The organism is Amycolatopsis decaplanina DSM 44594, assembly GCF_000342005.1.
GTDB lineage: Bacteria > Actinomycetota > Actinomycetes > Mycobacteriales > Pseudonocardiaceae > Amycolatopsis > Amycolatopsis decaplanina.
Genome location: NZ_AOHO01000019.1, coordinates 210,061 through 224,225, shown reverse-complemented (window position 1 = coordinate 224,225; position 14,165 = coordinate 210,061). Strand labels below are relative to the sequence as shown.

Annotated in this window: 13 protein-coding genes; 3 read left to right on the top strand and 10 right to left on the bottom strand. The window is 68.0% G+C overall.

Going from position 1 to position 14,165, the window contains the following annotated elements:
• Window positions 1–99: 99 nt before the first annotated feature.
• The 5 genes from H074_RS02310 to H074_RS02290 form a co-directional block, all read right to left on the bottom strand.
• Window positions 100–381: a DUF6235 family protein gene (locus tag H074_RS02310; RefSeq protein WP_007028403.1), complete on the bottom strand. Its 282-nt coding sequence runs from the start codon at window positions 379–381 to the stop codon at window positions 100–102.
• Between the two features lie 129 nt (window positions 382–510).
• Window positions 511–2,811 (bottom strand): ATP-binding cassette domain-containing protein, encoded by a 2,301-nt coding sequence (locus H074_RS02305; protein WP_007028402.1) that lies wholly within the window; start codon window positions 2,809–2,811, stop codon window positions 511–513.
• A gap of 188 nt (window positions 2,812–2,999) precedes the next feature.
• On the bottom strand, window positions 3,000–3,548 hold the full coding sequence (locus tag H074_RS02300) for a dihydrofolate reductase family protein (RefSeq protein WP_039921282.1): 549 nt from the start codon (window positions 3,546–3,548) through the stop codon (window positions 3,000–3,002).
• 32 nt (window positions 3,549–3,580) lie between these two features.
• Complete coding sequence (locus tag H074_RS02295) at window positions 3,581–4,822, bottom strand: cytochrome P450 (protein ID WP_007028400.1); 1,242 nt, start codon at window positions 4,820–4,822, stop codon at window positions 3,581–3,583.
• 16 nt (window positions 4,823–4,838) lie between these two features.
• Window positions 4,839–5,987 carry an MFS transporter gene (locus H074_RS02290; RefSeq protein WP_007028399.1) on the bottom strand — a complete coding sequence of 383 codons (1,149 nt, stop codon included), beginning with the start codon at window positions 5,985–5,987 and terminating at the stop codon, window positions 4,839–4,841.
• Window positions 5,988–6,288: 301 nt separating this feature from the next.
• Between H074_RS02290 and H074_RS02285 the strand changes: the two genes are divergently transcribed.
• From H074_RS02285 to H074_RS02275, 3 genes are all read left to right on the top strand, one after another.
• Window positions 6,289–7,317, top strand: coding sequence for a daunorubicin resistance protein DrrA family ABC transporter ATP-binding protein (locus H074_RS02285; RefSeq protein ID WP_007028398.1), 1,029 nt, complete (start codon window positions 6,289–6,291; stop codon window positions 7,315–7,317).
• The gene (locus H074_RS02280) at window positions 7,314–8,129 is read left to right on the top strand and encodes an ABC transporter permease (protein WP_007028397.1); all 816 of its coding nucleotides are present in this window, start codon (window positions 7,314–7,316) and stop codon (window positions 8,127–8,129) included. Before H074_RS02285 ends, H074_RS02280 begins: the two co-directional genes overlap by 4 nt.
• Window positions 8,130–8,212: 83 nt before the next feature.
• Window positions 8,213–8,965: a class I SAM-dependent methyltransferase gene (locus tag H074_RS02275; RefSeq protein WP_007028396.1), complete on the top strand. Its 753-nt coding sequence runs from the start codon at window positions 8,213–8,215 to the stop codon at window positions 8,963–8,965.
• A 35-nt stretch (window positions 8,966–9,000) separates the two neighbouring features.
• On the opposite strand, the gene H074_RS02270 is transcribed toward H074_RS02275, so the two are convergent.
• The 5 genes from H074_RS02270 to H074_RS02250 all read right to left on the bottom strand — a co-directional run bounded on the left by H074_RS02270 (window position 9,001) and on the right by H074_RS02250 (window position 14,127).
• Window positions 9,001–9,579 carry a DUF4142 domain-containing protein gene (locus tag H074_RS02270; RefSeq protein ID WP_083920362.1) on the bottom strand — a complete coding sequence of 193 codons (579 nt, stop codon included), beginning with the start codon at window positions 9,577–9,579 and terminating at the stop codon, window positions 9,001–9,003.
• Window positions 9,580–9,746: 167 nt separating this feature from the next.
• Window positions 9,747–10,190, bottom strand: coding sequence for an SgcJ/EcaC family oxidoreductase (locus H074_RS02265; protein WP_007028394.1), 444 nt, complete (start codon window positions 10,188–10,190; stop codon window positions 9,747–9,749).
• A 12-nt stretch (window positions 10,191–10,202) separates the two neighbouring features.
• Window positions 10,203–11,372 carry an acyl-CoA dehydrogenase family protein gene (locus H074_RS02260; protein WP_007028393.1) on the bottom strand — a complete coding sequence of 390 codons (1,170 nt, stop codon included), beginning with the start codon at window positions 11,370–11,372 and terminating at the stop codon, window positions 10,203–10,205.
• Between the two features lie 76 nt (window positions 11,373–11,448).
• Entirely contained in the window at window positions 11,449–12,849 is a 1,401-nt protein-coding gene (locus H074_RS02255; RefSeq protein WP_007028392.1) for a cation:proton antiporter domain-containing protein, read from the bottom strand.
• A gap of 12 nt (window positions 12,850–12,861) precedes the next feature.
• A complete protein-coding gene (locus tag H074_RS02250; protein WP_007028391.1) occupies window positions 12,862–14,127 on the bottom strand; it encodes an NAD(P)/FAD-dependent oxidoreductase in 1,266 nt (421 codons plus the stop codon).
• Window positions 14,128–14,165: the final 38 nt, after the last annotated feature.

The window sequence follows — 14,165 nt, the reverse complement described above, 5'->3', positions numbered from 1 at the left end:
TTTCACGGAATACGCTTTCCGGAAACGTAACTGAAATAGGCCGGTCGCGTCATTGCCCGCAGCCGGATGCCGCAAGGGATCGCCGTCGCGGAACGTGGTTCACAGCGTGTCCAGCTCCCGCGGCCAGCGGACGGTCCGCCGGGTGAACCCGAGCAGCTCGAACTCCGAACGCGCCCAATCGATCCGGACCCGGATCGCCAGTTCGGATGCCACGGTCAGCAGGAAGCGGCCGGGTCCGCCGCCGACCTTGAAAACGCCGTAGGTCAGGAAAGCGGATCCGTCGCAGAGGGCGAACAACGCGGTGAACACCTTCGTGCGTTCGCTTTCCGGAATAGAATCCAGCCATTCCAGTCCCCCGGTCAGTTTCAGCCGCACCGCCATCCGAGCCTCCTCACCGAGCCGGCTTTCAGCATGGCGATCCCCGGCGGCGCGGGGCGTCTCGCATCCTGCGCTGAACGCGGTGAAGGGGACGCCCCGTGCGGGACGTCCCCTTCGGCAGGGATCCGGGCCTCAGCCGGCCTGTTGGTAACGCTTGAGGTACTCGCCGGTCAGTGAGCTTTCCGCGGTCAGGAGCTTCTCGGGCGGGCCGGTGAAGACGATCTCGCCGCCGTTCTTGCCGCCGCCCGGGCCGAGGTCGATGACCCAGTCCGCCTGCTCGATCACCGCCAGGTTGTGCTCGATCACCACCACCGTGTTGCCCGCGTCGACCATGCCGTTGAGCAGGCCGAGCAGCATGTCGATGTCGGTCATGTGCAGACCGGTGGTCGGCTCGTCGAGGATGTAGACGTTCCCGCCGCCCGAAAGCCGGTCCGCCAGCTTGATCCGCTGCCGCTCACCACCGGACAGCGTGCTCAGCGCCTGTCCCAGCCCGAGATACCCGAGCCCGGTCTCGATCAGCGCGTTCACCTTCGCCAGCACGGGTGCCTCGGTGAAGTACTCCGCGGCCTGTTCCGCGGACAGCTCCAGGACATCGGCGATCGATTTGCCGCGCAGCTTGTGCGCGAGCACCTCGCCGGAGAACCGGCGCCCGTCGCAGCTTTCGCAGTGCGTCGTGATCGGGTCCATATAGGACACTTCCGTGATCAGCACGCCGCGGCCCTGGCATTCCTCGCAAGCGCCCTTGGAGTTGAAGCTGAACAACGCCGCGTTCGCGCCGCTCGCCTTCGCGAAGAGCTTGCGCACCGGGTCCATCAGGCCGAGGTAGGTCGCCGGTGTCGACCGGGAGGAGGCCGCGATCGGCGTCTGATCCACGAAGATCGCGTCCGGATGCGCCTCGCGGAAGACGCCGGAGATCAACGAGCTCTTGCCCGAGCCCGCGACACCGGTGACCGCGGTCAGCACACCGGTCGGGATGTCGACCGTGACGTTCTTCAGGTTGTGCAGTGAAGCCCGCCGGATCGGCAGTTTACCCTTGGCCTGCCGGGGATCCTCCTTGACGACACCCGAGCGCGCCAGCCCGGCGCCGGTCAGCGTCTTGCCGGCGCGAAGCTGCCGGTACGTCCCCTGGAACACGACCTCGCCGCCGTGCACGCCCGCGCGCGGCCCGATCTCGACGATGTGGTCGGCGATCTCGATGACGTCCGGGTCGTGTTCGACGACCAGGATCGTGTTCCCCTTGTCCCGCAACGCCCGCAGGAGGTCGTTGAGCCGTCCGACGTCGCGGGGGTGCAGGCCGACGCTGGGCTCGTCGAAGATGTAGGTCATCCCGGTCAGGTCGCTGCCCAGATGCTTGACCAGCTTGAGCCGCTGCCCTTCACCGCCGGACAGCGACGTCGTCGCACGGTCCAGCGAGAGATAGCCGAGGCCGATCGCCTCGATGCGTTCGAGCGCGGCCAGCACACCCTGCGCCATCGCGACGGTCTGCTTGTCCTTGATGGATCGGATCAGCTCGATCAGATCGGTGATCTGCAGCTCGCACCACTGCGCGATGTTCTTGCCCGCCAGCTTGGTCGCCAGCGCCGCCTCGCTCAGCCGTCCGCCACGGCAGGCCGGACACGGCCCTTCGGAGATGAACTTCTCCGCTTGGGCGCGGGTCTTCTCGCTCATCGATCCGGTGTCGCGTTTGAGGTGGCGGCGGGTGAAGTTCGCGACCAGGCCCTCGAACGTCAAGGTCTGCGTCTTGCCGTTCTTGAAGGTGAGCTGGACCTTCCCCTCTTTGCCGTGCAGGAGGGTGTCCATCTCCTTCGCGGTGTACTTGTTGAGCTTCTTGGCCGGATTGATGGCCTCGTGGTTGGCGTAGAACTGCCAGCCGGGGCTGCCGACCGGGTAGCCCGGCACCAGGATCGCGCCCTCGTCGAGCGACTTCGTCATGTCGAGCATCAGCTCGGGATCCGGGCGAAGCGCGCGCCCGATTCCTTCGCAGTCGGGGCACATCCCGTTGGGGTCGTTGAACGAGTACAGCGAGGGGTTGCCCGCGCTGGGCTTTCCCTGACGCGAGAACAACACCCGCAGCAGCGGGTGGATGTCGGCGACCGTGCCGACCGTCGAACGCGCGTTCCCGCCGAGCGGACGCTGGTCGACGACGACCGGGGTGGTCAGGTTCTCGATGCTGTCCACGTGCGGGCGTTCGTGCTTGGGCAGCTGGTTGCGGATGAACCAGGGGAAGGTGGCGTTCAGCTGGCGCTGCGCCTCGACGGCGATCGTGTCGAACACGACGGAGGACTTCCCGGAACCCGACACCCCGACGAAAACCGTGATCTGGTTCTTCGGGAGCTCGAGGGAGACGTCCTTCAGGTTGTTCTCGTGAGCGCCGGTGACGCGGATTCCCTCACCCGCCGGTTGCTGCTTGGTCTTGCGGGCTGCGGCAGTCACAGAAGTTCCTTTCCTCGCCGGTACGCGTGAATGATCGCGCCTGCTCGCCAGTATCGCAGCGCCGTCGAATCCCCGGTAGTCGATTCCTGTGTGATCGGGGCATGTTTTCGTCACGACGGAACAGTGAAATTTTCATGGTCCGGCCGTCAGTGCGAATCGCGGTGTTCCCGGAATTGCCCGCGAATTCGTCAGGCGCGCGTGTAGACGGCGCCGATGACGCCGGTTTTCAGCGGGTTCGCGCGCGTCAGCGTCAGCGGGATCTCCTTGCCGATGTCCTCGAACAGCTTCGTCCCCTCGCCCGCCACCAGCGGCATGATGTTGAGGGCCAGTTCGTCCAGCAGGCCCTCGGCGAGCAGCCATTGCACCAGTTTCGGGCTTCCGGGCACCCGGATCGTCTTTCCGGGTCCTTCCTTCAGCCGGGTGATCTCGCCCGCGATGTCGCCGGTGATCAGGCTCGTGCCGGGCCACGTCAGCGTCGCTTCGTCCAGCGTCGAAGAAACGACGTATTTGTGCGTGCCGTTGAGGAACGCCGCCATCGGGTTGCTGTCGCCCTGTGGCTTCCACAACTGCTCGAAGGCCAGGTACGTGTCCTTGCCCATCAGAACGGCGTCCGAGGCGGCGAGGCTTTCGTTGATGCCCTCGGTCATCTCGTCGGACCAGTATCGGCCCATCCAGCGGTCCGGCCGCTCGGCCACACCGTCGAGGGACATGAACAATCCTGCGGCGATTTCGCGCATGACGTACTCCTTCGTTACCCGGAAGCCTGTGTTCAGGCCGCCGGCCGATCCTCCCACCGCCTCGCGCGACGCTCCAAGGGGTCGAGCACGCCGGAAGAAGTCCAGCGGACCGGCAGCGCGGATAATGCCCGCATCGTCGGCGAGACCGTCCAGCTCAGGGAGGATTCGGGCACGGCGAGCGAAAGTCCGGGCGCGTGACGGGAAAGCGCGCGTAGCGCCGACTGGATCTCGACCCGCGCGAGGTGGGCGCCGATGCAGTGGTGCGTGCCGTGCCCGAACGACAGGTGCCGTCCGTTCCGGTCCACCGAGAAACTGTCCGGGTCGGCGAAGACCTCTTCGTCGCGGTTGACCACCGGCAGCAGCGCTGTCACCAGGTCGCCCTGCTCGATCCGGGTGCCCGCGAGGGTGACTTCCTCCGTCGCGACCCGTGTCATGCTGAAGTTCACCGAAGGGCTGTACCGCAACGTCTCCTCGACGGCGGCGTCGACCAGCGCCGGGTTCGCGTCCAGCGAGGCCAGCAGGCCCGGCCGGGAGATCAGGCACAGCACCGCGTTGGCGATCTGCGCGGCCGCCAGCGCGTGCCCGTCGAAGAACAACGATGCCGCCAGCCCGGTCAGTTCGGTTTCGTCGAGCGTGCCCGAGCGATGTGCCTCGATGAGTTCCGCCATCAGCCCGGATGGCGGGTCTTCGGTGTCGGCGAGCATCATCGCGACCTCGTCGTGCAGCAGCAGTTCGCCTTGGTAGACGGCGGTTCGCGGTGAGCCGGGCTTGCCGAGCCGTGCGTTCGCGCGTTTACGGACGGCTTCGCGGCGTGACGGCGGCACGCCCAGCAGTTCGGCCTGTGCCGTGAAGGTCAGCGGGGCGCAGAAATCGGTGATCAGGTCCGCGGTGGGACCAGTGTCGATCAGCCTTTCGAGCAGGTCACCGGCCGTGGTTTCGACGTAGTCGCGCAGTTGTTCCGCGCGACGCGCGGAGAACGCGCCGCCGATCAGCTTCCGGATCCGCGTGTGCCGCGGCGGGTCGAGATCGGTCACCGACATCCGGGTGGCCGGCCCGCGCGGATGGGTCCTCTCGGCCAGTACGGCCCGGCTGAACCGCTTGTCACGCAGGAATTCGCGCGCTTCGGAATAGCTGCTCACCAGCCATTCACGCCGCCCGTCGCGCTGCCGGGAACCGAAGGGGCATCCGGCGGGGATGTCGTCCCCGACGAGCAGTCGCCGGTGCCGCCCTTCGGCGAAATCCGAGCCCCCACGACCTCCTGTTACGTCGCCCATCGGGTCCCTCCTCCGATCAGTGATTCCGGGCGGGCACGCGCAGCGCGAGCAGGCAGACCGCGACCGAGGCCACGGACAGTGCCGCGATGGCGACCCGCAGGTCCGTGTGCCCGGCGATCTGGCCGACCACGGCCGGGCCGAGCAGGAGGCCGACACTGGCCAGTGAGGCAGCCGAACCGATCACGGCGCCGCGGTCCTCCGGCGTCGCCCCGCGTCCGATCAGCCCGTACACCGTGGGGGTCGACACCGAGATCGCGCCGCCCACCACGGCGGTGCCGACCAGGCCGTGCACCGGCGCGTCGGCCAGGGAAAGCAGCACTACGCCCACCCCGGAAAGCGCGCCGGAAGCCAGCAGCACCAGGCGATCCGACGCGCGGCCGGACAGCCAGTGCCCACCGAGCCTGCCCAGCGCCATACCCGCGGCGAAGATGCCGGGCGCGGCGGCCGAGATCCCGACCGGCGCCCGGGTGACGTCGGCGAGGAACACCGCGCTCCACTGCTGGACCCCGCTTTCCACGGCCATGGCCAGCGCGGCCAGCAGGCACAGCAGCAGGATCGCCGGGCCGAGCCGCAGGCGTCGTCCCGGTTCGCGGCTCTGCCGCACCAGCCGTCCCGGCACCGAACCCCTCGCGGCGATCGCGCCGATGACGACCAGCGCCGAAAGCGTCAGCGCGATCATTTCGGCGGGTACTCCCGCGGTCCGGGCCGCCCCGGTGCCGAGGCTGCACGTCAACAGGCCGATGCTGAACAACGCGTGCGCGCGATTCATCACGCGGGGCCCGTCGCCCGCTTCGGCGGATGCCGCCAGCGCGACCACGACGACATTGCAGGCACCGGAGCCGAACCCGAACAATCCCAAGGTCAGGAACAAGGCCGGAACGGATCCGGCGAGTGCGGGCGTCGGCGCGATGAGCGCGAATCCGGCGAAGGTCGAGACCGCCACCGGGCGGCCGAACCGGTCGAGCAACCTGCCGATCGCGAACATCGCGGGCATCGCCGCGAGCGCGCCGATCAGCAAAGCGGCGCCCAGTTGTGCCTCACCCGCACCGGTGGCGTGGCGGACGTCCGGCAACATCGAAAGGTACGGCCCCCACAATGCGCCGTACGCGGCGAACCCCGCGAAGACCGTGCTGGTCCGCGGAGCTGCGGTGATGACGGCGACCATGGCCGTGGCGGTCCTTTCGTGCCGGCTGATTGCGTTCTCGCCAAGAGGCGGACATTCGCAGGTTAGCAGCGGAATTCGAGAACAGGCCACGATTATTTACCGCATTTATGGAGAAGGACGGCGGCGCGATCCGCCGGTATTCTCGGCGAAGGTGCGATTTTTTGAAGATGGGATATTCATCCCAAAAATGAAGAATTCATACCCGGAAGGTTAACCATTCACTGCTCCCGCGCTGCGCTCGGTCGCATGATGTAACCGCACGAGAGTGTCTCCGTTGTGAGGAACAGGAAGGTAGTGCGTCATGTTGCAGAACGTCGAACCCGCGACCGCGTCAAGGGCCGGCCCGGGGCCGCGGGGGACCGAGACGGAATTCGCGATCCACGCCGAAGGGCTCGTGAAACGGTTCGGCGAGACGACCGCGCTCGACGGGGTCGACTTGACCGTCCGCACGGGTACCGTGCTCGGGGTCCTCGGCCCGAACGGCGCCGGTAAGACCACCACGGTCCGGATCCTGTCCACGCTGGTGACGCCGGACGAGGGCCACGCCACCGTAGCCGGATACGACATCGAAAAAGACGCCCACCAGGTGCGGCAGCTGATCGGCTTGACCGGGCAGTACGCCTCGGTCGACGAAAGCCTGACCGGCGTGGAGAACCTGCTCCTGATCGGGCGGCTGCTCGGCTTTTCGCGGCGGGCGGCCAAGGCCCGCGCGCACGAGCTCCTGGAGCGGTTCTCCCTCACCGAGGCGGGCGGCCGCGCGGCGAAGGGCTACTCGGGCGGTATGCGCCGTCGGCTGGACCTGGCCGCGAGCCTGGTCGGCAACGCGCGACTGCTGTTCCTGGACGAGCCCACCACCGGCCTCGACCCGCGCAGCAGGCTGGAGCTGTGGGACGTCGTGCGCGGCCTGGTCGCCGACGGCGTCACGGTGCTGCTGACCACGCAGTACCTGGAGGAGGCCGACGCGCTCGCCGACGAGATCGTGGTCGTCGACCACGGCAAGGTGATCGCCAAGGGCACCCCGGACGAGCTCAAGGCCAGCACCGGCGCCCAGCGCCTGACGGTACGCGGTGCCCAGGCGGGCGATCTCGAGAAGGTCGTGCGGCTGATCGGCGAGATCGCCGGCGTCACGCCGGACGTCTCGGGCCAGGTCGTCAGCGTCCCGGTCACCGACCCGGCGGCGTTGCCCGGCGCGGTCCGGCGGCTGGAGGAGGCGGGCATCGTCATCGGCGAGTTGTCCCTGCGCAGTTCCAGCCTGGACGAGGTGTTCCTGAGCCTCACCGGGCGCCCGGCCGAGGAGACGGCCGGGGAGACCGAGGAGGAGATCCGATGACCGCCGCGACCACGACGCTGCCGCCGCAGCAGTTGTCGGCCAGGGTCGGGTTCTTCCAGGGCATCTCGCAGATGTTCACCCTGGCCTGGCGCAGCACGGTTTCGGTCAAGCACGAGCCGAAGCAGCTGGCCGACATCAGTTTCCAGCCGATCATCTTCACGCTGCTGTTCACGTTCGTCTTCGGTGGCGCGATCTCCGGAGACCGGCACGCGTACCTGCAGTTCATGATCCCCGGCATGCTCGTGATGAGCATGCTGTTCGCGACCATCAACGTCGGCATCGGCCTCAACACGGACCTGTCCCAGGGCGTGTTCGACCGGTTCCGCTCGCTGCCGATCGCGCGCTGGGCGCCGCTGGCCGGGCGGATCATCGGCGACCAGTTCAAGCAGGTCTGGTCGGTGCTGCTGGTGGTCGGCGTCGGGCTGCTGCTCGGCTTCCGGCCGGAGAAGGGCTTCCTCGGCGTGCTGGCGGCAGGGTTGCTGCTGCTGGTGTTCGCGATCGCGTTCTCCTGGGTGCCCACGCTGGTGGGCGTCGCCGCCGACCAGGCGGAGAAGGTCCAGGTGTTCGCGTTCGCGGTGATCCTGCCGCTGAACTTCGTCAGCGGGGTGTTCGCGCCGGTCGAGTCGATGCCGTCCTGGCTGCAGGCGTTCGCGGACGTCAGTCCGGTGGCGATCCTGCTCAAGGCCTGCCGCGGGCTGATGAACGGTGGCGCCGCGGTCACCTCGTCGGTGATCTGGTCGCTCGTCTGGGCGGCCGTGATCGCGATCGTGTTCGGGGCGCTTTCGGTCCGTGCCCTGAAGAAGCGGATCTGAGCAATCGCCGCTCGAGCACCGAAGCCGTGACGCGTGCGCGCGCCACGGCTTCGGTGTTTCGGGGGCCCGAACCGGGAGCGCCGATGGACGAACTGGACTACAACACCTGCAACGCCACCTTCCGCAGCTTGACCGACCAGCAGCGGCTGATGGTCGAGGAGACGTCGAGGCTGATCGGAGCGGACGCCGATCTCGAACTGACGTCGTACGGCTGCGGGTTCGGCATGTTCGAACTGGAGCTGATCGCGCGAGTGCCGCGAAGAACGGTGTGGTTCCAGGGCGTCGACACCAACGGCGAAGCGGTGGAACGGTTGCGCTCGGAGCTGGCCGGTCTGCCGAAGGTGCGGGGCCACCGCGTGTTCACGGCGAGCATGGCCGACGTCGCGGACCTCCGGATCACGCCGACCGAGTACGGCCTGTTCGTCCAGTCGCTGTGCTATCTCGGCGCCGACGAGGGTATGGCGGTGGTGAAGGAGGCCCGTAACCGGCATCGGCGGCTGATCGTCGCGGTGACCCCGCTGAACCGGCTGAACGGTCCCTTCGCGGAATCCCTCGCGCGGCAAGGCGTCGTGCGCCCGCTGTTCGCGCAGACGCTCGCGGAGGAACTGACGCGGTTCGGCATCGAGTTCCGGACCGTCACGGTGGGCGCGGAAATCGCGGTGCCGGTTTCCGAGCCGGCACACCGTCTTCTCGAATTCCTGACCTTCGCCCGGCACCAGCCTTGGCTCGGCGGGACCAGCCGGGCGGAGCTGCTCGACGCCGTCGCGGAGCTCGGCACGGTGTCCGCGGGGCACGTTCGGATCCCGCATCCCGTCGAGGTGTTCGGCATCGGGTAGAGGGCGTGATCCGAGACAACCGGAGCTTCGAGTCCTCAGCAGTGGGCCAGAGCTTTCTGGAGCTGTCGTAGGTGGTGCTCGATGACGGGGCCAGCCTTGGCGGCCAGTGCCTTCACCGCAGGGGCATGACCGTGCCGCAGTTCCTGCTGACCAAGCCGCCGTGCTTCCTGATGCTGTTTGATCTGTAGCCGTAACCAGGCCCGGTCGAAGGCACTTCCGGACAGGCGCGCCACCCGTGCCAGCTGTCGCCGCTGCTCGGCGGACGGCTCCGTCGGCAACCTCACGTCGAACCGATCGGCGACCACGCGGACATCACGATCGAGCCGGGAATGGTCTGTGACGAGCGTGCCGCCGATACGGCGCACCGCATGGCAGGTGCCCTTACGCACAGCAAGCCGCCCGCCGGCGATCTCCGCCAGGTTTCCCTGGTGAGCCTTGCGTAGAAAGGTCCGGTCCTGCTGAGAAGGCTGCTGAGCGATGGCCGCGCTCGAACTCGCCGCGACCGGCGGGACAGCCGCCTCGGCGACAGCGGGCACCAGCAGCATGGACATACCGGCCACAACGGTGACGACCGGACGCCGCACGAGATGCACTGATCCTTTTACAACACTCATCTGCCCAGTTTCTTCGCCGGCACCCGGTCGACAAAGAGGCCATAGGACCGGCCCGCGGCCAAAGCACGCCCGTGGCCGTTCGCTGATCGAAGTCTCGCGCCCCGAGCCCGGACAGAACGGAACCCGGGCCCTGAGGAGGGGAGGCCCGGGTTCCGGTGTGGGGAGGGTCAGGCGACCGTGCCCGGCTTGGGCAGCTGCTGCTTGGCCGGGGTGTTCTGATAGGACGCCAGCCGCCAGGCGCCGTCCCGCTTGACGACCGTCCACGAGGCGCGGATCGACTGGGAGTCCGCGACCTCGGTCTCGCCGGGGCCGAGCACGCCGCCCTGGGTGATCAGGACGCCGGAGTCCGGGGTGAAGAAACGGATCTCCAGTGGGCGGCCGGTGACCTGCGTGCCCTTGTAGTTCCCCGCGAAGGATTCCACGAGGAACGACCGGATTTCGTCGCGGCCCTTCTTGTAGACGCCGGGAAGGATCATCGTGCCGTCTTCGGTGAAGACACCGGCGAAGGCGTCGGCGTCGTGGTAGGCCCACGCGGCGATCACCTTCTGGGTCAGCGCCGCGATCGCCGCCTGGTCGGCGGCGGTGCCGGTGCCGGTTTCGGTCGTGGTCATCGGAGGATCCTCCTAGATGTAGAGGGTGTTCGGCTCGAGCCCGCAGAGCACGCGGCCGTACAGCTCGGTGTTGGTGTTGGGGTGCATCAGCGCGTGGAGGTTGACCGCGGCGACGTCGCGGGCGATGCGCTGGATCGGGATGCCGTGGTAGATCGACGAGCCACCGGAAGCGGTGGCCAGGATGTCGATGCCTTCCTTGGCCAGGCGGACCACGGCGCCGAGGTCGGCCCGCGCGATCGCGCGCTCCTCGAGTTTCCACGGGGTGCCGTCCGCGGTCTTCGTGTCGACCAAAGTGGACAGACGGTGCGCGTGGAACTCCGCCTCGTCGATCTTCATCGCCGACTCGGCCACCTGGTGGTGCGTGATCGGGGCTTCGCGCTGCGAGTCGTAGGCGGTGTAGGTGATCTTGCGGTCCGGCAGACGCTTGAGGAAGGTGTCCTGCGCGGCTTTCGCCATTCCCACCAGCGTGCCCACCGAAGAGGCCGAGGCGACCGGAAGCAGCGGCGCCCGGTAGATCGACGCCGAAGCGGCGCCCTGACCTTCCAGCACCGCCGGCAGCGGGAGTACCCGCTCCGCCGGGATGAAGACGTCCTGGGCCACCGTCGACACGCTCCCGGTGCCGCGCAGGCCCGAGGTGTCCCAGTCGTCCACGATCAGCAGATCCGAGATCGGAACCAGCGCCATGATCGGGTACGGCTCGCCCTCCGGCGGCACGAGGATCGCGATGATCTCCTGCCACTGCGCGTGCAGCGCTCCGCTGATGAAGCCCCATTTGCCGTTCACCACGACCCCGCCGTCGACCGGTGCGGCCATCGCGGACGGGCTCAGCGTGCCGCAGACGCGCACGTCCGGGGTGGCGAACACCTCGTCCTGCACCGCCTCCGGGAACTGGCAGGCCATCCAGGTCGGGATCCAGTACACCGAGGCCACCCAGGAGGTCGAGCCGTCGGCCCGGCCGATCTCGGTGGCGACGTCGACCAGGGTGCGGGTGTCGGCTTCGTAGCCGCCGTAACGCTTGGGGCGGCGCAGTTTGAAGACGCCGGCCTCGGCCAGCGCTTCGATGGATTCCTCGTGCACCCGCCGGTTCTGTTCCTGCCAGGCCGAGTGCTTCTTCAGTGCGGGTGCCAGTTCGGCCACGCGGCGAACCAGTTCCTCCCGCGTCGGAACATCGGTGCTCGACACCTTGACCTCCTAGATCGTCGACTGGTCCAGCTTCGCAGCGGGTGGACGGCCAGGCGTCTTCCCGCTTGCCGGTGCGTCAGGCTGCCGCACGTTTCCAGGTGCGGCCGGGGAAATCCACCACGTTCCGGCCGTCACGCCGGGCGAACCAGGTCGCCATCGGCGCCGCCATCGCGGTCGAGACCAGCGCCATGATCACCATCATGGTGAACAGCGCCGGGGAGAGCACGCCGAGGTCGAGCCCGATGTTGAGGACGACCAGTTCGGTCAGGCCACGGCAATTCATCAGCGCGCCCACCTGCAGCGACCGGTTCCAGTTCTCGCCGACCGCCCGCGCGGCCAGTGCCGAGCCGCCGAACTTGCCCGCGACGGCCACGAGCAGGATCGCGCCGCACCAGAGCCACGCGCCGCCGCCGGAAAGCAGGCCGATGTCGGTGCGCAACCCGCTGTAGGCGAAGAACAACGGCAGCATCAACGCCGTCGTGAGCCCGCCCGCCTTGTCGTGCAGCCAGGTCGCGATCGGGTTGTCCCGGGGGAAGACCACGCCGAACACGAACGCGCCGAACATCGCGTGCACCCCGATCCATTCGGTCGCCATCGCGCACACCAGCACGCCGACCACCGACAGCGGCGCGACCCTGTGCAGTCGTGCCGCCGGAGCCCTGGCCACGAACTTCCGCAGCAGTGGCCGGACGACCAGGCCGAGCAGCGCGACGAACGCCGCCGTCAGCACGACCGTCAGTACCACTCCGAACAGCGAGGACGCCGTGGTCAGCGCGATCACCAGCGCCAGCAGGCTCCACGCGGTCACGTCGTCGACCACCGCGCAGGTCAGCGCGACCACGCCGATCTCGCTGCGGAAGAGCCCGATCTCGTGCAGGATCCGCACCAGCACCGGCAGCGCCGTGATGCTCATCGACACGCCGAAGAAGAGCGCGAACGGCAGGAATCCGCCGCCGGCGGAGAACCGGGTGTAGGCGAGCATGGCGAGCCCGACGCCGAGCAGGAACGGCAGCGCGATGCTGACGTGGCTGACGACCAGCGCGAGCCGCCCGCGTCCGCGCAGCAGTTTCGTGTTCAGTTCCAGCCCGGCGAGGAACACGAAGAAGATCACGCCGAGCTGTGCCACGACGTTCAGTTGCGGCACCGTCGCCTTCGGGATCAGCACGGCCGCGCCCGAAGGCCACAGCGCGCCGAGCACCGACGGGCCCAGCAGGACACCCGCGGTGATCTCGCCGATCACCGCGGGCTGCCCGATCCACTGGGCCAGCCGGCCCACCACCTTGCAGGCTCCGACCACCACGGCGATCGCCAGCAGCAGTTGCACCAGCGGTGGCCCGGCGGCCGCCTCCGTCTTGGCGACGACATCGCCGTCTTCGCCCTGTCCCAGCAGGATGATCGCGATCACGACGGGGACCACGACCAGTCCCAGGTAGACCCACAGCGCCCGGTGACCGGTGCGGGGTTCGATCTTCACCATGCCCCTTCCCGATCAGGGTTCGGTGACGTTCGCGATCAGGTCGTCGAGACTGATGTTCAGCAGCGGGTGCTTGCCCGACAGCCCGGAGACCAGCGTGACGAAGTCGATGCTCGGCGCGTGGAGCTGTTCGGGGTCCACGACCTCCTGCGCGAGATCGTAGTAGTACTCCTTGTACTTCGTCCGGTCGTAGAACCGCTCGACGAAGGTGCGGATCTCGTCGAAGAACGCGCGGTAGTTCCCGGCGTACCGGTCGAGCGCCTTCTCCTCGATGGCCGGGTGTTCCAGGATCCGGTGGACCACTTTGGACAGTGAGCTGCCCGCCAGCGTGGCCAGTGCGACACCGGTGGAGAACAGCGGGTCGACGAACGCGGCCGCGTCGCCGACGAGCGCCCAGCCGTCGCCGTAGAACGTTTCGTTGGTGTAGGACCAGTCCCGTGCCGTCCGGTACCCCGCGTGCTGGCGGGCGTTGGCCAGCAGCCCCTTGAGCCGGGTGGTCTTGTCCCGCTCGGTCACGAAGAGCTGTTCCAGGGACTGGTCGTCCGCGTTGGCGATGTCCGACTTGGTCACATAGCCGACGCTCATCGTGCCCTTGTCGATCGGGATGCCCCAGAACCAGCCGTCGTCGGTGCCTTCGATGAGGATGTTGGTCCACTCGTCACCGGGCAGCCGGTCGCAGTTGTCGTAGTAGGTCCAGACCGCGACGTTGCGGAGCTCGTTGTGCCAGGTGATGTCGCTGAACTTCCGGCCGATCACCCGTGACTGACCGGACGCGTCGATGACCAATGAGGCGGTGGCCTCGTAATCGCCGGCCGAACCGCGCAGGGTGAACCGGACACCGGTGACCCGGCCGGTGTCTGACTGGAGCACGTCCTTGACCGTCGTCTCCTCCACGACGTACGCGCCGAGTTCGCGGGCGCGGTCGAGGATCAGCGTGTCGAGGTCGGCGCGGCGGGTGTGGTAGGCGTAGGTGCCTTCCGCGGCCTTCATGAACGAGAAGTTCCAAGGCACGTCCCGGTTTCCCCACACCAGGCTGCCGCCGTACTTGCGCTCGAAGCCGCGGGCCTCCATACGTTCGAGCAGGTCCAGTTCCTGCAGCGGGCGCATGCCGACCGGGATCAGGGATTCGCCGATGTGATAGCGGGGGAACCGTTCGCGTTCGAGGACCAGGACCGTATGCCCCTCCTTCGCGAGGAGCCCGGCGCAGGTCGCGCCCGCCGGGCCGCCACCGATGACGATGACGTCGAACCGCTCGGGCATACCGTGGAGCGTGGCTGACATGAGGAACCTTTCCCTAGGCCGGTGAAGGAGTGAAGGCG